This window comes from Turicibacter sanguinis, from assembly GCF_013046825.1.
GTDB lineage: Bacteria > Bacillota_I > Bacilli_A > MOL361 > Turicibacteraceae > Turicibacter > Turicibacter sanguinis.
This window is the reverse complement of sequence record NZ_CP053187.1, coordinates 2,042,542-2,061,619: the sequence shown is the minus strand read 5'-3', so window position 1 is coordinate 2,061,619 and position 19,078 is coordinate 2,042,542. Positions and strand designations below refer to the sequence as shown.

Here is a 19,078-nt window from a genome sequence, read left to right as displayed (position 1 = left end):
GTCTTTAGAGGATTGTCTCAATCCATCCCTAGACTATGTGCTCTTCTTTGTCGATGAAGAAACTCCTACACAAATTGAAGCTACTTTAAGAGTTGGATTTAAACCCATTGATACGTATCGCTGTTATAAAATACAACTTTAAAACTAAAAAATAGAGCTTATCCGTCAATGATTGAGTTCTATTTTTTTATGTCCGGAAAACTCCCTCAAAAAGTGATGGTAGCTACAACTAAAATCACAACCTTTAATTTTTGTTTTATTTTCTCAACATTTTCCCTCATTAAACATGTCATAATTAACAGTAGGACGAGCATTTCTCTGCTATATGATTCTAGTTTTATTGTACTCCCCTATTAAAATAGATTGATGGTGCTATTTAGAATTTTTATTAATATTTGCTTTTAATACTTTAACCGTCAGTCTAAATAAATAAACGAATGGAATCAGTAAGACTCCGATAACAGCCAATTGTATCAATAAGGCCATGGTCTCCGACATGGTATCTCCCCTCTCTCTTTTGTTATTAAGTTCATTTTAAATCAAAAACCAAATATTAACAATTCAATTTTATTTTTCATCATATAGCTCAAAATGAATGTAGTCCCTACTCTATCTTAAGAAAATCTTAAGGTTTTAGACACTGGATGTCTATTTCTTTCTGAATTGATATATGGTAAAATAACGTTAATTTTGGAAGAGTCAGGGGGAGATCATTAGAGTCTAGTAAATGAATCACATAAAAATTATAGAGAAGATAGAGGATTGAAGTTATGATAAAAAAAGGTTTATTTAAAAAAGCGGTATTAACTTTAGCTGTTTTTGCAGGATTCGGAGCATCGACGACTGTTTTCGCTGGAACCTCATTTAGTGGTGAGTATCGCCAAGGCGAAATTTTATCTTTCGGTTCAAATTTAAATAAAAAAGAAGAAGCCGCATTACGCGAGTATTTTGGTGTATCTGCCGATATGCCGGCCATTTATGTTGATAATGCAACAGCAATCGAGCAACTAGGTTTAGCTCCTAACGCATTAGATAATTATACAGGGGGATGGTACTCATCTGCCTATGTAAAGTTAACAAGTGGTGGCGGTGTTCAGGTTACATCCAAAAACGTCAGTTTAGTAACGAACGAAATGTTTACAAATGCGTTAATTACGTCTGGTATTACAAACGCTGAAGTTAATGTATCTGCTCCATTTATGGTAACGGGCGAGTCTGCCTTAGCAGGAATTTTAGCTGGAGCCGAGGAAATTATGGGTGAAGCTTTATCAGAAGAGAATAAAGTGGTCGCTAAAGAGGAGATCGATACAACACTCGATATCGCTGACGAGATTTTAAAGGATGAAACGAATGAAATTAACTCATCAGGAGATTCATCAAATGTTGCATCTGGAATTATCAATGATATTAAGCAACAAGTCATCAAGGATTCTCCTAACTCAACACAAATTCAAGAAATTATCATTAATGTCACGAACAATTATGGTGTTGAATTAAGTGAAGAAGCAAATGCTCGTGTGTTAAGTTTGATGGAAGACGTGAATGATTTAAATATTGATTACAAAGATATTGAGGAAACGATGAACAATATCGGTGATAAAATTTCTGAAAGCTTAAAAGAAGCGGGAATTAAGTTAAAAGAATCTGGTTTCTTTGAAAAAATCGGTGATTGGTTTGTTGATTTATTTAAAAATTTCGTAAACTGGATTAAAGGGTTATTTACAGGTGGAAATGAAACAGCCCCAACAGATGCAATCGTTCCTGAAACTAATGAGTCATTAGAAACAACCGATGAGGTTGAATCAACAGAAGAGACAGATGCCCCTCAAGATGAAGAAGTCGTGGCTCCTGAGTCAGAAAAATCAGAGACAACCGATGAAGCAATTGAGATGCCAGTAACAGAAGAAAATACAGCAGATTCAGAAATGGTAACAGAGGAAACTCCGGCAGAAGAACCCACATCAGATGCTGAGGCAACACCAAATACAGAATCAGATGAAGCATCTGAACTAGTCAATCAAGCAACAGAGGAGACACAAACTGTTCAAGAATAATAGTAAAAAAGTGATGAATTGGACTTTCCATTCATCACTTTTTTTAATTCCTCACATTTATTTCCTCTCCTTTCATCTCAAAAGGTTTTCAGAATCTCTTTTTTGTAAAGTTAACTTTACATTATTATTCAAATCACATATACTATGAATGTAAAGTTAACTTTACATCAAAAACAGAAAGGAGTTGCGATGTGAAAAATCGATTAGAAGAACTTCGAAAAGCACGTGGAATAAATCAAGAAGAATTGGCCACTATTCTTGAGGTATCCCGTCAAACGATCAGCTCACTTGAAAAGGGAAGATACAATCCCTCTATTGTGTTAGCTTTTAAGATTGCCCGTTATTTTGGTTTAACTATTGAAGAGATTTTTATTTATGAGGAGGAGTCAGAATGTTAAAAAAACAGGCTGTTTGGATTGCCGGAATGATTGTTGGAATACTATTAGTGACACTTGGATTTTTTATGCAAGATGAAGCGTTTAAGACGATCTCTGGCATCTTGATTGGAATTGGATCAGGGTTATTCGGTTTAAGTGTTGCTCAACTTTATATGATTTCTTATGAACACAAAAATCCTGAAATTGTTAAACAAAATGAAATCGAGTTTAAAGATGAACGCAGTGTCATGATTCGCGACAAAGCGAAAGCAAAAGCTGGCGATATTACAAGCTGGTGTGTGTTAGGGGTGGCTTGGATTAATATTTTAGTGGATGGTTCGCTTTGGATTACGCTGATTTGTTGTGCTCTTTCAGCACTTCATGTTGGTATCGGACTCTATCTCATGACGAAATACGATAAGGAATTGTAATAAAAAAGAACCTGCACACGCAGGTTCTTTTTCTTTGATTCCATCATCGACATCATGATCATCGATTCCACGCTTCTTTTAACGATGATTTCTAAGGATGGATTCAGATGCAGATGACTTCTTTATTTACATTGAGAAATTTAATGTTTATCTGCCTACCTTTAATTATCTTCAACTGATTCTTCTAGTTGTTTTGGACATCCCGTCAAAAAGCTAACTCAGTCTTTTCATTCGATTCATTTGTTAGATGTTCTCACCTAATACTTTTTCAAACGCAATTCGAGGACTTCCATCCTCCACATAAATGATGCCACAAGACGTGAAATTATTTTTTTGAAGTAATTTTTGCATGGATTTATTATCCTGATGCGTATCGACTTTAATACTGTGAACACCTTTTTCTAAACAAAGTTGCTCGACTTCCTTAATGATGTCTGATGAGAGGCCTGTTCCTTTATAACGGTTGTCTACAGCTATTCGATGTATCACTGCATAATCCCCACCCGTTAGCCAGCTTCCCGCTTCAATTTGGTTATAATTTTTCTCACCATCGAAAGAAATCGCGGCCGTTGCCACCACTTGATTATCTTTGATTAGAATGTGGCTATGACCATGAGCGATGTCATGGCTTATCGTACTTAGATTCGGGTAATTATTTTGCCATTGATCAATGCCATTTGCTTTAAAGTAAGCCTGTGCCTGTTTGATAATTTCCATAATCGAATCAAGATCAGCTTCCGTTGATTTTCTAAACTTCATCGTCATTCTCCTTTTAACTTCTTAATCATTTGTCTTTTTCCTATCATATCACCCATTTTAAAGAGTTAACAAGTTTCATCCATAAAATAATGGCAAAAATTATCCAACTGATTCCCCTTTAGGGTCGTGATAAACGAAATGAATTCAATAAAAATAGCACATCAACTGATGTACTATCTTTACTATTCTTTCTTATTTTATCCCTCTCCCTTTGCTTTAAGCATACTAAATGAAACGAGTAAAAAAGTAAACGGAGTGACAGAGAGTGTTAAAAATAAGGCCATTATTCGCGGTGCCCCTAATCCTTCTACTAAAATAACAAGCGTTAGAATCTGGATGAGGTAAGTCGGTAAATTTGCCATAAAAAAATGAAAAAATTGTTTGAACGATAAGGGCATCACGTACGTAAAATGACTATTTAAAATATAAGAGCAAAAAAGTGCTACCGTGAAACTATACGTCTGTGCCCCAATAAATTGTCGTCCTTTGAAAACTAAGAAAATATAAATGACTTGTTGAATCATTGTGTTCACAAAACCAACTAATCCAAATTTAATGAAATACTTTCTGATTACTTCTTTAATGAACTGCATAACTATGCCCCCTGCTTACCACTATTTACAGAATTAAAAAAATAAACTAAGTTAGTAGGTATTTTTGCGACTGTATTCCTACTCCCAAATAGACATTCTATAGTCTAGCTAAAGGTTTCTAACCTATTAAAAACTTATCTAGACTTATATATATGCAGAAATTCATGGCATATGCTGGTTCAAATAAATGGTCATCAATGATTAGATTCCCTTTATGTCATGCTGATAAGGTCGCCTGACTGCTTTGTTATTAGCAACAAAGCTCTGTTTTAAATTTAAAAGGACTATTAGCCAGATTAGCGTCTAACCTACTGAAACTTAGATTTGATATGAGACGATCGTTTGAAGTTTAAAACGGGGCGTCTATTTAATCATTTTAGATTTACAAAGAGATTCGAAACAGTGGGAAATAAATCATTATCAAAATCCGTTCTAATAAATTGTAATTAATTAGAAATGTATTTTTCATGATACAATAAGCATAGAATGGGAGGAGATATAAATGAAAAAATTTTTAGGAAGTTGTCTTGTATTGAGTTGTATCCTTACTTTAATGGGATGTCAAACCCATACAACTGAATTAGTTCCTCAAACTTTATCTGAGAAAGAAGAGTATTTATTAAGTCTGACCGGTCATAAAGTATTATTATATTCGTTAAATCATTTGCCTGCTCATGATGGATATGAGCTTTCATTAACTTATGAAGTGTATGAGCAAAAAGAATTAGTCAAAGAGTATCAATTTTTTGGAATGAGTGAACCTGAACCAGCCGGACGTTCTGTTGATGAGACGATTGGTCTCAATTTTCAAGGCAATCAAATCCGTGTGTTGTCAGGAAAAGATGGAATGATGGCAAGTGGAAGTCTCAAAATTGAGGAAGATTTGACGCAGTATTCACAAGCTTTTTTCAGTGAACCCATGGCTCTCCCACTTGGAACAGAACTTTATATCTATTATGCTAATAATGGAGGTTCTATTGCAACCAATATTCCAATAGGCATTCCGCTAGATGAGGTTAATTTAGACGAGTTCTTCAACGTCGGGGAGTCGGTTATTTTAATTAAATTATCACTTCAGCCTTATTCAGACTAAAGGAGTATGAAAATGAAACAATTCGAAAATTTATCATTTGAGATCTTACATGAAACTGATCTTACTATTTTAACCCCTATCATGGAACGCGCATTTGACGAGGATACACGAATTCATCTAAATAAACCGAAGGGTGGACCTGCTGGTTATGATAACGGAGATTTCCTTCGTCGCTTTGGGCTTCATCCTAATTCAACGTCTTATAAAATTTCAATGGATGGAAAACCGATTGGGAGCATCATTCTATGGCTTAATCACGACACAAATATTCATTTCTTAGGAAATATCTTTATTGATCCTAGCCTTCAAAATAAGGGAATCGGTTTGAAAATTTGGAACTTTATTGAGAAACAATATCCAAATACCCTGAAGTGGTGTACCGATACTCCGGGCTTCTCTAAGCGTAACCATCATTTTTATGTCAACAAATGTGGATTCCATCTTGTCAAAATTGAAAATCCAATGAAGGATGATGCATGTCAATATATCTTAGAGAAAACATACTAAAAGGGCCAAGCATTTTTGCTTGACCCTTTTAATGATCACTTTGTTTACTGATGACTTTAATTCGGCAGATACAATGAATGAATCCTAAAATCATCAATGAAATCGTGTATAACTTGGCTTCAATAAAGAAATCTACGATGACGTCAATCCCACTATAATAATTTAAGAGTTCTTTTTGATTAATACTTTGGCTTGTCGTTTGAAGTACCATTAAAATTCCCATCAACCATAAAATAATACTCCCTTGCTTCCCATCTTTTTTTAAAGATAATTTAAATTGTAAGCCTATAAATAAGATTAATAAAATCATCTGTATTAACCCATGCCCCTCTAAAAATTCATACATTAAACTCCGCCCTCTCACGAATCTTTGTGATCATACCACCTTTTATCATCCAACTCCTCTTTACCTTTTTAACTTCATTATATCACGTATAGAAATTAATGAATTATCGATTGATACAAAAAAAAGAGCCAAAATTGGCTCTGATTAACTATTTAATAACCAGTGATCAAATTCACTGATGTCTTTGTTTTCTCCAATGACAAGTAACACGTCGCCTTCTTTGACTTCTGTGTTCGCTTGAGGTACAACAATGTTATCACGACGTTTAATGGCTGCAATATTGATGCCAAAACGTTGTGGAATATTTAAATCGATTAAGGTTTGCCCAACAATTGGCCCCGCTGCTAATAATTCAACGATACTATAATTGTCTGATAGCACTAAGTAATCGAGTACGAAGTCTGATAACATTTGATGTGCTAGACGTTTTCCTGTATCTTTTTCAGGTTGAATGACTGAATCAGCACCGATTTTTAAAATAACTTTTTTATGGTAATCATTTACCACTTTTACCGTTACTTTATTTACGCCAATTTCTTTTAATAATAAGGCTGTTAAAATACTGGCTTGGATATTTTGTCCAATTCCTACGATAACATGGTCAATGTTACGAATTCCGATACTTCTTAAGGCTTCTTCGTCTGTTGAATCTAAAATGATGGCTTGTGTTGCAATATTAACATATTTTTTAATCACTTCTTCATTGTTATCAATGGCGATAACATCTGCTCCTTGACGAGCTAATTCTTCAACGACACTTCCACCAAATTGGCCACAACCAATGACGGCGAATGTTGTATCTTTCTTTTCCATACAAAATCCCTCTTTATTATTGTCAGGCATCTCACGATGACTTTTTTTAAACTTTATTATGTGTTAAAGTTTCATGATTTATTTTAACACGTTTAAAAACAATCGTCTACATCCAAAAAAAATGTAACCTTATATAATTTAACTCTTTTTGATAAAGAAACTTTATGGATTCAACGTTGAATGACGATCATCCGTTAGAAATTTGTTACATCTTTTAATGAAGTGTCTGTTATAATAAGCATGAGGTGAAAAGAATGAAAGAACCGTTTATTAAAAAAGACAATCTATTATTTATTGAACCATGGATGAATCAGGATTCTAATTTGATTGCAGGGTTTACCACGCTACAAGATGGAACTTCTGTTGGGGCCTTCCAAGGTTTAAACATTGCGTATCATGTTGGAGATGAGCCAACGGCCGTGTTAAACAACCGACGACTTGTTGCAGAGGCCATTCAAGCTCCCCTTGAGCAATGGGTATTTGCAGAGCAATTACACACGACGAATGTTCATAAGGTGACGAGCGCTGATTTAGGGGCTGGAGTCCACAGTTTTGAATCTGGAATTAAGGCAACAGATGGACTTTATACAACGGAATCAAATGTGGTCTTAGCAACGTTTTATGCAGATTGTACTCCGCTTTATTTCTACGTTCCAACTCGTCATTTAATCGGGGTTGCACATGCAGGATGGCGTGGAACAGTTGATGGAATGATGCATGAAATGCTTCGCACATTAAAGGATGTGGAAGGAATCAAACCTGAGGAAATCTTCGTAACCATTGGACCATGTATCGGTCGCGATGCTTACCGTGTTGATGATACGGTAATTGATGAAGTGAAGAAATCATGTGTTGCTAACGTTGAAGAAACGTTTGTTGAGCTAGGTAGAGGCCAATATAAGTTTGACCCGAAATTGCTCAACTATAAGCAAGCGTTGCATGAAGGAGTTCCTGCTGGAAATATTTCAGTGACCTCTTATTGCACCTATACAGACAGCGATTTATTCTACAGTTTTAGAAAAAATTCAGTGACAGGACGCATGATGAACTTCATGTGCTTAAAAGATTAATCATAAAAAGGGCGAACTCTATTGAGGTTGCCCTTTTTTAGAGCCTAATAATCCCCTTCCTCCAACTAAATGATGTGTGAATTGAATATCCTAGTTAGATAGTAATAAGATTTGACGAGCAAAATATTGAAAGCTAGACTCCTTTACCATTTTGATTAATACACTATTAATCCGTTTTACGATATTCGATATGTCTCTTACTTCCTGAGTCATGATTCAAGGAAATCATACATGTTTATAAATTTAGTTGTTACATCTAATGGATGTTCATCTCACTATCAGGTTTATCTTCTGATACCTATGCGTAAGTTAATAAACATGATTAACCCTATTTACTTTTTTCTATATTCACTAATAGTGACTCCTGTCCACATCTGAAAGGCTCTTATAAACGAATTTGAATCTTGGTATCCTAATAAATAAGCGATATCTTCATTTGTCATATCTGAGTTTTTCAGATAATGTTTCGCTAATAATTCTCGAGTATGATTGAGTTGCTGTTGAAAAGTTGTATTTTCTTCCTTTAATTTTCTTTGAAGTGTTCGCTTACTATAACCAAGTTTTAATGCCACCTGTTCGATACTATTTTCCGCACTAGGTAATAGCTCGATCAGTACACTTCTCACTCTAGCACCACAACTATCTTCTACTTCTAGCTCACTAAGTCTTCTTTTTAACTCAGGCTCAAAATAATCCCACATCATATCATTTTGATAAACAAATGGTTCTAGTGCATCCTTCTTGGACAGGATGAGCATATGTTTAGGACCTACCGTTGGCTTTATTCCAAAAAATTCTGTGTACTCCTCACTATCTAAACGATATGTTGTCATAATTTGTTGTGGAATAATATGTTTCTTAGTAGCTTTTCTAATACAGTTCACTAGAAAAACTAGCTCAAGCGCAACTGAAAATTCAGGTAATTGATATCTTTCTTTTTCAAACGTTAACTCTAGAGTGATATGATCTTTATTCTCGGTAACTAAGAATACTAAAGGACCGATTAGCCTTTTATACATTGAAATTCTTTTCATACAGGTTAAGACATCTTTACTACAAAGAGCTGCAAAAATAGGAGGTGAAATTGTTTCAACATTTTCAATTTGAGCTACTTTTATTGGAGCAGACGAATCTATCGCTAGTTCCTTTAAGGTATCCATGAATCTAATGTACTCCTCTACCGTCATTGAAGGGACTTTGTTATCAAAGAGATCCTTAGACAATTCCGATCTTCTTAAAGATTCTTCTATAGATATCCCCATACTTTCGACTAAATCCTTGTATCTTCTATCTAATATGAATTTATTCATAATTGGATTGTCAACACTAAACTAAACAACTTTTTTAAGGGTATTTTGACGATATTCAACTGGGGATAAATATCCCAGTGAAGAGTGGATCCTATGATTGTTATACCAGTTAACGTAGTCGGCAAATTCATAACCTAGTTGTTCTTGGGTTTCAAATATCTGATGGTTTACAAATTCTGTTTTGATTACTTTATAGGTCGCTTCTGCAACAGCGTTGTCATAGGGACATCCCTTCATACTTAAAGAGCGTTCAATTTCAAATACCTCTAAAATCTCATCAATGATTTTATTCTTAAATTCGTTACCTCGATCCGTGTGGAAAATCTTGATTTGACTTAGGTTAGTTTGGACTGTACTGAACGCCTTCTTAACTAATTCTGCATCCTTATTAGGCCCAGAGCTATAACCGATAATTTCACGATTAAACAGGTCTACAAGCACACAAAGATAGTGCCAGCGATTTTTTACACGAACGTACGTTAAATCACTGACAACAACGTTTAAATGTGGTTGTTCATCAAAGTTACGATCCACGATATTTTCAGTGTTATCTTCGTTACATTTAGCTGTATGCGGCTTAAATTGAGCAACGGTATAATTCGATACAAGGCCTTCTTGTTTCATGATACGACTAATACGACGACGTGAAACTTGTTGTCCCATCTTTTTTAACTCTTGCTTAATTTTTCGAGTCCCGTAATTATTTCGGCTTCGACGAAAAATCTCAATGATATCAGTAACCAGTTGAGTTTCATCTTTCTTCGGTTTAGACTCATAATAATAAGTGCTACGAGGCACATTAAGGACTTTGCACATCGCTGAAACTGAATATTTGTGTGTATTGTTTTTAATCACATTTATCTTCGTCCTAAGATCAGCGCGGCTTGCTTTAAAATATCATTTTCCATTTCCAATTGCTTAACTTTTTTACGAAGTTGGATTAACTCCTGTTCTTCTTCTGAGCGGTTATCTTTCTCCTTAAAAGAACCTGTAGAAGTTGACTGTTTAATCCATTTATCGAGTAAAGACGATGAGATATCGTATTCACGAACAATATCACATTTACGTTTCCCATTTAAATAAAGCTGGACTAATTGGTTTTTAAATTCATCTGTATACGTACGGCGTGGTCTACGAGTTTTAGTTTGGGTCATGTTAAAGCTCCTTTAGATTGATATTATTTATAATTCTACATGACCTTAAAAAAACTGTCTAATTAATTGTAACCTATCCACAAGTTCTCATACGTAATATTTACATAAAAAAACATATCTAAGAACAGAAACTCATTCTGAGGTTAGATATGTTCTTTTTATGATCAGTGATTTCAATTCTTTTTATCCTATATTTCAAGGTTAGAAAGTCCTACTATAAACTGTAATCTAATGATGAAATTGTATCCATGGTGACAGTCACCCCTCCCACGAACACAATTACGATTACATTTAGCCAAAAATAAGATAAGCTAATCGGCTAATCCATCACTTAGTCCGTTAGAAATAACCTTTTTCTTCTAGTCAGATGATTTAACAACTTGATATCTAATCTCTCATTTACTTTAAGATTAGTCGTTTATCCTTCGTATTCAAACAAACAATGATGATTTTCCACCACTTCTTAATATTTTTTACCATAGGTATTTACTTATATATTTAATAATATATATGTATTTAACTTATAGAATAATAAATCGTATACTAATTATTGTAAAAAATAAATACTTTAATAAGGAGAGTTTAAGATGCACAATAAAAAAAAGGATTGGAAAATCTTATGGGAATTATTTAAATCTACCTTCATTTTAAGTGCTTCAACATTTGGTGGAGGTTTCGTTATTGTCTCGTTAATGAAAAAGAAATTTGTTGAAGAATTAGGCTGGTTAGAAGAAGATGAAATGCTTGATATTACAGCTATTGCACAATCTTCGCCTGGACCTATCCCAATTAATGCATCTGTCATTTTAGGATATCGTATGCAAGGAATTTTAGGCTCAATCGTTGCAATTGTTGGAACTTCAATTCCACCAATTGTCATTATCTCAATTATTTCATTATTCTATACACAATTTAGAGAAAGTAAAGTGATCGCAACGGCATTAATGGTAATGCGCGCAGGAGTAGCTGCCGTTATTTGTGATGTTGTTATCAAATTGGCTCAAAATGTTATTAAAACCAAAAATGCGGTATATATTTCATTAATGGTCATTACGTTCATTATGACTTACGTACTTGATATTAGTGCAATGACAGTTATTTTCTTATGTCTTGCAATTGGCTTTTTAAATCTTTTTATCGATTTAAAAAAATCTAAAAAACAAGGTATAGAGGGGGCGTAGATTAATGAATATTATCTGGATTTTATTTTTGAGTTTTATTCAAGTCGGTTTATTTAGTGTAGGTGGTGGATATGCAGCACTCCCATTAATTCAAAACCAAATTGTTAATATCCAAGGGTTAATGACCCTTCCTGAATTCGCCGATTTAGTAACTATTGCTGAAATGACACCTGGTCCTATTTCAATCAATGCTGCAACATTTGTTGGAACAAAATTAAATGGATTACCTGGTGCACTTATTTGTACTTTAGGGGTTATTATTCCATCGTTTATTATCTGTTTAACACTTGCGCACTTTTACTACAAATATCGTAACTTCTCAGGCGTTCAAACAATCTTATCTAGTTTACGTCCAGCTGTTGTTTCACTAATTTCATCAGCAGGTTTATCTATTTTAACATTAGCATTATTCCAAGCTGAGAAACATGAAATTATCTTATCTAACTTCCGTATTGTTGAATTTGCTTTATTCGTAGGAGGTTTAGTTGCTCTTCGTAAATTCAAGTTAAGTCCAATTCCAGTTATTTTCGGATCAGGTCTAATTGGAACAATCATCTATATGATTTTTTAAAGAATCTCTAAAAAACATTTTAAAGATTTAGACATAAATTTATTTTTATGGTACACGACAAATATTTCTCTAAACATAGATACTTCTTTTAGAGAAACTTCATGGAGTGTACCTTTTTTCAATTCTCGCTCTACCATAAGACGAGATAACACAGCTAATCCTCTTGATTCCAGTACTGCATCCTTAATTGCCCCCGTATCTGTACTACTCCATTTAATATCGACTTCTATCTGATTACTTTTCAGAATATTATCAAAAATTGTTTTACTTCCACTTCCCTCTTCACGAGAAATAATAGCCTCTCCTTGAAGTTCTTCAATACTAATTTCATCTCGATTATAAAATTTATGCCCTTTTCCAACTACCATAATTAACTTATCCTGATAAACAGGTTTCGAAATCAAATCTTTACTGGTCACGGTTCCCTCAACTAAGGCAACATCTAGTTCACTATCTAATAACATTTTTTCAATTTCCTTTGTATTACGAACATAAATCTGCGTTGTTATTTTATTATTTTCTTCTTCTAAATCATCCAGAATATGATTTAACAAACAACTTCCTACAGTAATAGATGCTCCAATACGCAAAGCAATATTGTCCGATTTATTCTTCATCATCGTTTCCATCTCATCAAAGGATTGAACAATATGAGTTGCATATCTTAATAAATACTCTCCACTTTCTGTCAAATATAACTTTTTTGATAAACGCTCAAATAATTTCACTCCATAATAATGTTCAATTTCTTTAATTGCTTGGCTAACCGATGGTTGTGTAATGAACAACTTCTCTGCCGCTGCACTCATATTCTTAAGTGATGCAACCATGATAAAAATTCGCAAATGTCTAATGCTCATACTATCTACTCCTCCTATCATAAACTTAAACCCTTTATAAAAAAACATTGAATCTTTAAGCTTTCATATATCCCGATAACTCTATTCATGAATTTCTTTTATCTTAGATGTCTGCGAATCCATCTTATAGAAATAATAAAAATTGAATCGATCAGGCATCTCTTTTAAATACAACCATAGACTACACTATTATATTAACATTAGAGTCCATCTGTGCAAGTTGTAATTTTCAGTGCTATTCATTTTTGTGATCATCATGACTTCTTAATTGACAGTATTAAATTAATCAGTTTAGACTCCAACAGAAAAAGATACTTAATTAAATGAATAAATATATTTAATCAGAAAACGTGAAAAATCTTATACTTTAGTCAACTTGATACGTTTAATTTAATTTTTTAGTTCATATAGAATTATACCAAAAGCTTTCTAAATTCAAACCGCTTATCGTAATCAAAATTTAATAGAAAGTGGATACTCATCTCCACCTTCATCACCTGTATTCATCGAGGATAATATCCCTTAAAGGGAACAGGCCCCCGCTCACAATTGTTGCAAAGAAATTGTACAAAAGAAAAACCATTATCTGAGTTCAGATTAAATCTGATTTGAGATAATGGTTTTTCTTTGATAATCGCTCTAAAATATTTTTTTATTAAGAAATTCTTTTCGTTTCACGAACATTTTTTTCTTTATTCATTTTAAGTATAGATAAAGAAGCAATTAATAGTCCTGCATACGCAATAACAGCAAATATAATCGAAGAAGTCCATGCTGTTGCCCATCCTGCCTTCTCTAAAATAAGACTGAAAATTGGGGTACCGACAGCAAAGCCAACGGCAAAGAATAATTGGATAAATCCAAGAATAGATCCATAGTCTCGATCTCCAAATAGTGAGCTTGTCATATAGGAAGGTCCCATGACATAAGAAAACATTGAGATTCCGAATGCACCTGTAAAGAGGTATCCAAGTGCATTTATTTTTCCGACAAATAATAAGCATAACCCTGCTATAATGACTAAAGTTCCGGCCAATAGGAATGATTTTGATAATCCTAGTTTATCAAAAAGAATCCCACCCAAAATGTTACCAAAGATCGAAAATAATCCGAACATAGAGGCTAATGTAGCTGATGAAATCAGTAATATTTTCTTTTCTTCTAAGCTTTGGAAATAAGGAATGAATTGTAAAGCAAATCCACTAACATAGAATCCGATGAAGATAAAAGAAGCCGCTATTAGCCAAAATTGAGGCATTTTAGTTGTTTCACCTACTGTATATCCCCAACTTATATGATGGGCTACATCTTCTTGCCCTTCTAATTTTTTCTTAGGAGCATTTGCGGCTAATTCATCTGCTGATTTAGGCAATCTGACAAGAAATATAGAGATTAATAATGAACCAATTAGTGCGATGAGTCCAAATCTTAAATAAGCTCCTTTATATCCTATATTTGGGTCAGTTAACCATTTACCTGCTAACGTTTGAAGAACTATATTACCTATTCCTCCACCGCAGAAGGCAATCCCAAGTGCTCTCCCCTTATTAACCTTAAACCAGGCATTTATCAGTGTAGGAACTCCAATTGCAGAAACAATAGCATTTCCGACTTGAACGATGGCAGCTATTATATAATAAGCAATTAGTTTATTGCCAGCTAGTGAGTATAACATAAATCCACCGCCGACAAATATAGAACCGATGATAAATAATAGTTTAACATTGACTTTAGTAAATATTTTTCCTATAAAAGGCGAACAAATAGCAGATACAACAGTCCCAATCGTAAAGATTAGGGTAAAGGATGCATAACTAAACCCTTCTCCATTAACAACATAGTTTGTAAAAGTAGGGGGTAAGTTAGAGGCGACTCCAAATGGTATGGCTTGAATAAGTAAACATGCTGCAACAATGACCCACCCATAAAAGAATTTATGTTGTTTGTTATTATTGAGAGTACTCATAAGTTAAATTCCTCCTTCATTAAAACCGACATATTTTTTATCAAGTAAATACGCTATCCATTGAAATATTTATGATTTAAATAAATTATTTCAATTAATTATAGTTTTAACAATAAGAGTAAAAAAATGTATTTTCAATTGATATATATCAAATTAAATATGACGAAAAATTTCTAAATAGGATTTAAGAGTATAGAATAAAGTTCTAGAAAATTAAAGTAATATCATTCCACGATTTCATGCGAATCGACCTTCATCTCATTCGATTTTTTAACAATGAAGGTTGTACTTACAAAAGATAGCTATTGAATCTTTTCATGCCACACTAATCTCAAGATCCCCATGGGATGGTCAACTCTAAACTAAACAACTTTTTTGTTACTAGAATAGATTTACTAATTTAAAATAAACGATGTAGATTTCAACCTGACTATCTAACAGAGCGAAATTTAATAATAATAATTATATAAGATATATTTATTTTTAATAATAGCTCTCGCTTGCCTCTTAATAGTGGATTATTTCCCTCTTGATTGGTAAGTATTCTCGCTCCATATTTAACATTGTTTAACTTCTGCTGGCTGATTATAAATAGAGCAACATAATAAAAAAGATTAATCTGACTGTCGTAACTACTGACTAAGTTGAGATTAATCTTTTTTATTTAGAAAATTGATGATTTTCGTTTATTTTTATATTCGTTTAAATTTCATTTTTTTCGTTGGAACATCGAGATATAAAACCCCCTGAGCAACCGTTCCATCGGTGAAGGTGACTTGTTTTGGTTCCGTTGTCTGCCCCCTTAACATTTGCTCCACATTTTCAATGGAAATCGGAGCACCAAAATAGGTTTTTCCGATAATAAATTGACAGCTTTTTTTATATTCAGGGCACATATAAAAGTTCCCTGTTTCATTTAATGTATTTCCACAGCTCGGACACTTTAAATGCAATTGTTTGGTTGGAACTTTAGGTCCTTCATCTTCAAAATGGAAAACCACTTGTTGTTTTTCAGCACTATAAATCAGGGCTGCTTTCCATGTTTTTTTCTCACCATTCGCCTCTACTTTTTTAAAGGTTAGGATATTACTTGGTTTTCCTTGAAGAATTTTTTTCATATTGGCTTCTGAAATTTTCGTGCCAAGAATCGCTTTCCCACTAATAAAATCGCACGTTTTTTTATACTCCGTACAATAATAATAATTTTTACCTGCCGCTACCTTCTGACCGCATTTTGGACAGTTTCCAATCAACTTAATTTCAGAGTTTGTATACGTCGCTGCTACTCCATGAATTTGATACGTCATTTGTTTAAACTCTTCTGTGGCAACTTTAATATACTCAATCATTTCATGCCAAAACGTCATCGGTTCTAGCTGACAAGCTTCAATTGATTTTAATTTTTGTTCCCACTGTGCTGTTAATTCAGGAGAAGCAACGAGATGCCCGTTTAAATTTTGAATGATTGAAATTCCATAATCAGTGGCATAGAACGTTTTCTTTTTACGTTCAATCATTTTTAAATTAATTAATTTTTCAATAATCGAACCACGCGTTGCCGGAGTTCCAATTCCTTCACTCGATTTTAAAACATCTTTTAAATCTTTATCCTCTAGAAAACGTCCCGCATTAATCATTGCCTCAAGAATCGTGGCATCGTTATAGCGGCTTGGGGGAGTTGTGGCCTTCTCTATTAGTGTTGTTTCGGTTAAAGAAACCGGCTGATTTTCTAAAAGTGATGGCAAACTATTTTCACTAAATTTGGTTTTATATAAAACAGTATATCCCTTATCAACGACTTCATTTCCATTTGTCTTAAATTTTCGTCCACTACAATTTGTAATCACCGATGTTTTATTCACGACACTTGGAGGCATAAAAATAGCCACAAAACGCTTGGCTACTAAACTCATAATTTGTTGTTGTCGTTTGCTTAAGCGATTAAAATCTACTGGTTTCCCTGTTGGAATGATGGCGTAGTGATCACTAACCTTACTATCATCAACATACTTTTTATTTCTTGCCGTTTTCTCGATGACTCCCGCTTCATCTAAAATCGGCTGTACATACTTCAAAACATCCGGAATCTCTTTAATCGCCGCCAATAGTTGCGGGAATCGCTTCGCTTCATCTTGTGTGATATACGCTGAATCAGTACGCGGATAAGATAAGTATTTAGCTTCATAGAGTTCTTGAACAATGTCTAATGTTTCAGACATCGTAAAACTATACACCTTATTTGCCTCGCGTTGCAAATCAGCCAATGAATGCAAACTTGGAGCGTATTTCTTCTCCACCTTTTTTTCAACCTTTTCAATCATTCCTACATTCGGTAAGCTTTGAATTAACGCATCCGCTTTTTCTTTATCAAAAAACTTCGTTTCATTTTCATTATCATGATCGAAATACGTTCCTTTATACTCACCAAAATCAGCTTCAATTTCCCAAAATGGCTTCGGTTTAAAATCTTTTAACTCCATCTCACGCTGTGCAATCATATTTAATACGGGCGTCATCACACGTCCAAGTGGTAAAGCTTTACGTTGATTAGCCCCTATTGAAAAGGCACGCGTAAAATTCATCCCAATGAGCCAATCAAAATCAGCTCTTAATTTACTCGCATGAATCATATTTTTTAAACGTGGGGTATTCAAATCATCTTCCATGTGATTTAAGGCATCCATAATCGCCTGTTCTGTCATTCCATTATTCCAAAAACGTTTCACAGGCAAACGACAACCTAAGCTTTCATAAACCGAGTGAAATATTAATTGTCCCTCACGCCCCGGGTCACAACAGTTAATCAAATAATCATAGTTTCCCAATTCAATTGTTTTCTTAATATCTTGATAAATGTTGAAATAATCACCATTTTCAATGACCTTATATTTAAATTTTGATGGAATCATCGGCAATGTTTTTAAATCCCACTTTTCCCACTCCGGTGTATAATCACCCGGTGCAAGCAACGTCATCGTATGCCCTCGAAATGATTTAAAATCAATTTGGTCCGGAAAATTCATCATTTTATAAACAGCCTGAACTTCTCTCATTAATGACGGTTTTTCAGCAATCAATAAAGCTCTCGCCATGTTGAACCGCCTCCTTTTTTAAACGTATCCTTTTGTTTTTTAAACACAGAAGAATATTATATCACTGATAATCAAAAATTTCACATTGAAATTTTAAAGTTTCATTTGATACCTATCAAAAAAGCATCTCTTGATTTAAGAGATGCCACCGATGCTGATTAATGAAATAAATACTGATCAAAGCTACCTTTAAAAATGATTTCACTTTTTTCATTGAATAACGTGTATTCGTAAGCGTTAGAATTAAAGGAATAATAGGGTGACATTTGAATATTAAACGTTTCATCAATCGTTATTCTTTGCTTGGTTTTGGCCGGAAGATTAAACGCTTGATTAATTATAACATCTTTCATTCCGACTGCCTCTTCCACAAACGTTGGCATTGTAATAGTTAAGTAAAACCATTGTTCTTCATTTGAACAGTTTTTCAGTTCTAGTTGTCCCTCTAACTTAAGCTCTGTTTCACGGCCATTCACAGATACATGAGATTCCTGACGATTTAAATAAATCGAACTTAAATCAGATGAAAAGCTTTTATACAGTTGGACAGTGAGATTTGCAGTATGAGTGCTAAGATTCAAAAACAAAAAAGTCGCTATGATACGTCGCCATCTTGTTTTGAAAAAAGCATTCTCTTTTTGGAGATTAAGCTGTTTAAAACAGGTATAAATAATGATCATCAAAAATATTCCGGCATAATGAAATGACCAATTCGCCCCGTGTAGCAGAACAAAAATTCGGTCGACACATGTATCCGGTATTTCATTGCTAGAGCCGGCTAAGATAAACATTAGAGCTAATATCACATAACAAATAACTTGTTTTTGATTCATTCCCATCCCCCTTTATCTTTTATTTATCCTCATCACATAATACCATGTTTTAGAAAAAAATTCATTCT

The 19,078-nt window shown here is 33.9% G+C and carries 19 protein-coding genes; 8 read left to right on the top strand and 11 right to left on the bottom strand.

Annotated features, from left to right (window positions below):
• Positions 1-372 precede the first annotated feature (372 nt).
• Entirely contained in the window at positions 373-498 is a 126-nt protein-coding gene (locus HLK68_RS14725; protein WP_006785273.1) for a hypothetical protein, read from the bottom strand.
• 272 nt (positions 499-770) lie between these two features.
• Between HLK68_RS14725 and HLK68_RS09915 the strand changes: the two genes are divergently transcribed.
• The 3 genes from HLK68_RS09915 (at position 771) to HLK68_RS09905 (ending at position 2,862) form a co-directional block, all read left to right on the top strand.
• Entirely contained in the window at positions 771-2,054 is a 1,284-nt protein-coding gene (locus HLK68_RS09915; protein ID WP_009606926.1) for a DUF1002 domain-containing protein, read from the top strand.
• 191 nt (positions 2,055-2,245) lie between these two features.
• Positions 2,246-2,452: a helix-turn-helix transcriptional regulator gene (locus HLK68_RS09910; protein ID WP_009606931.1), complete on the top strand. Its 207-nt coding sequence runs from the start codon at positions 2,246-2,248 to the stop codon at positions 2,450-2,452.
• Positions 2,446-2,862 (top strand): hypothetical protein, encoded by a 417-nt coding sequence (locus HLK68_RS09905; RefSeq protein ID WP_009606924.1) that lies wholly within the window; start codon positions 2,446-2,448, stop codon positions 2,860-2,862. Before HLK68_RS09910 ends, HLK68_RS09905 begins: the two co-directional genes overlap by 7 nt.
• 243 nt (positions 2,863-3,105) lie before the next feature.
• On the opposite strand, the gene HLK68_RS09900 is transcribed toward HLK68_RS09905, so the two are convergent.
• Entirely contained in the window at positions 3,106-3,621 is a 516-nt protein-coding gene (locus HLK68_RS09900; protein WP_006785269.1) for a GNAT family N-acetyltransferase, read from the bottom strand.
• Between the two features lie 197 nt (positions 3,622-3,818).
• Positions 3,819-4,214, bottom strand: coding sequence for a GtrA family protein (locus tag HLK68_RS09895; RefSeq protein ID WP_006785268.1), 396 nt, complete (start codon positions 4,212-4,214; stop codon positions 3,819-3,821).
• A 502-nt stretch (positions 4,215-4,716) separates the two neighbouring features.
• Here HLK68_RS09895 and HLK68_RS09890 point away from each other — a divergent pair.
• Both HLK68_RS09890 and HLK68_RS09885 read left to right on the top strand, forming a co-directional pair.
• Positions 4,717-5,307 carry a hypothetical protein gene (locus HLK68_RS09890; protein ID WP_006785267.1) on the top strand — a complete coding sequence of 197 codons (591 nt, stop codon included), beginning with the start codon at positions 4,717-4,719 and terminating at the stop codon, positions 5,305-5,307.
• Between the two features lie 12 nt (positions 5,308-5,319).
• Positions 5,320-5,814 (top strand): GNAT family N-acetyltransferase, encoded by a 495-nt coding sequence (locus HLK68_RS09885; protein WP_006785266.1) that lies wholly within the window; start codon positions 5,320-5,322, stop codon positions 5,812-5,814.
• Between the two features lie 28 nt (positions 5,815-5,842).
• On the opposite strand, the gene HLK68_RS09880 is transcribed toward HLK68_RS09885, so the two are convergent.
• Together HLK68_RS09880 and HLK68_RS09875 are read right to left on the bottom strand one after the other, a co-directional pair.
• Positions 5,843-6,160, bottom strand: a complete 318-nt coding sequence (locus HLK68_RS09880; RefSeq protein WP_006785265.1) for a hypothetical protein — start codon at positions 6,158-6,160, stop codon at positions 5,843-5,845.
• Positions 6,161-6,304: 144 nt separating this feature from the next.
• Entirely contained in the window at positions 6,305-6,973 is a 669-nt protein-coding gene (locus HLK68_RS09875) for a potassium channel family protein (protein WP_006785264.1), read from the bottom strand.
• 254 nt (positions 6,974-7,227) lie between these two features.
• Here HLK68_RS09875 and pgeF point away from each other — a divergent pair, with 254 nt between their 5' ends.
• On the top strand, positions 7,228-8,043 hold the full coding sequence (gene pgeF / locus HLK68_RS09870; protein ID WP_006785263.1) for a peptidoglycan editing factor PgeF: 816 nt from the start codon (positions 7,228-7,230) through the stop codon (positions 8,041-8,043).
• 332 nt (positions 8,044-8,375) lie between these two features.
• Here the strand turns inward: pgeF and HLK68_RS09865 are convergent, their stop codons facing one another.
• Together HLK68_RS09865 and HLK68_RS09860 are read right to left on the bottom strand one after the other, a co-directional pair.
• Positions 8,376-9,305 (bottom strand): AraC family transcriptional regulator, encoded by a 930-nt coding sequence (locus tag HLK68_RS09865; protein ID WP_229040252.1) that lies wholly within the window; start codon positions 9,303-9,305, stop codon positions 8,376-8,378.
• Positions 9,306-9,374: 69 nt separating this feature from the next.
• Positions 9,375-10,507 (bottom strand): IS3 family transposase gene (locus HLK68_RS09860; RefSeq protein WP_128446228.1). Its coding sequence is split into 2 segments (ribosomal slippage): positions 9,375-10,246 and positions 10,246-10,507, totalling 1,134 coding nucleotides; the frame shifts between segments, so codons are not numbered across the junction.
• A 587-nt stretch (positions 10,508-11,094) separates the two neighbouring features.
• Here HLK68_RS09860 and HLK68_RS09855 point away from each other — a divergent pair.
• Together HLK68_RS09855 and HLK68_RS09850 are read left to right on the top strand one after the other, a co-directional pair.
• The gene (locus HLK68_RS09855) at positions 11,095-11,688 is read left to right on the top strand and encodes a chromate transporter (protein WP_006783215.1); all 594 of its coding nucleotides are present in this window, start codon (positions 11,095-11,097) and stop codon (positions 11,686-11,688) included.
• A gap of 4 nt (positions 11,689-11,692) precedes the next feature.
• Entirely contained in the window at positions 11,693-12,259 is a 567-nt protein-coding gene (locus tag HLK68_RS09850) for a chromate transporter (protein WP_006783216.1), read from the top strand.
• On the opposite strand, the gene HLK68_RS09845 is transcribed toward HLK68_RS09850, so the two are convergent.
• From HLK68_RS09845 to HLK68_RS09830, 4 genes are all read right to left on the bottom strand, one after another.
• Complete coding sequence (locus tag HLK68_RS09845) at positions 12,256-13,119, bottom strand: LysR family transcriptional regulator (RefSeq protein WP_006783217.1); 864 nt, start codon at positions 13,117-13,119, stop codon at positions 12,256-12,258. The two genes, HLK68_RS09850 and HLK68_RS09845, sit on opposite strands and share 4 nt — an antisense overlap.
• A gap of 655 nt (positions 13,120-13,774) precedes the next feature.
• Positions 13,775-15,085, bottom strand: coding sequence for a conjugated bile salt MFS transporter (locus HLK68_RS09840; RefSeq protein ID WP_009606217.1), 1,311 nt, complete (start codon positions 15,083-15,085; stop codon positions 13,775-13,777).
• A gap of 692 nt (positions 15,086-15,777) precedes the next feature.
• Positions 15,778-18,177 carry a type IA DNA topoisomerase gene (locus HLK68_RS09835; protein ID WP_006783219.1) on the bottom strand — a complete coding sequence of 800 codons (2,400 nt, stop codon included), beginning with the start codon at positions 18,175-18,177 and terminating at the stop codon, positions 15,778-15,780.
• Between the two features lie 158 nt (positions 18,178-18,335).
• The gene (locus HLK68_RS09830) at positions 18,336-19,010 is read right to left on the bottom strand and encodes a hypothetical protein (protein WP_132942672.1); all 675 of its coding nucleotides are present in this window, start codon (positions 19,008-19,010) and stop codon (positions 18,336-18,338) included.
• Positions 19,011-19,078: the final 68 nt, after the last annotated feature.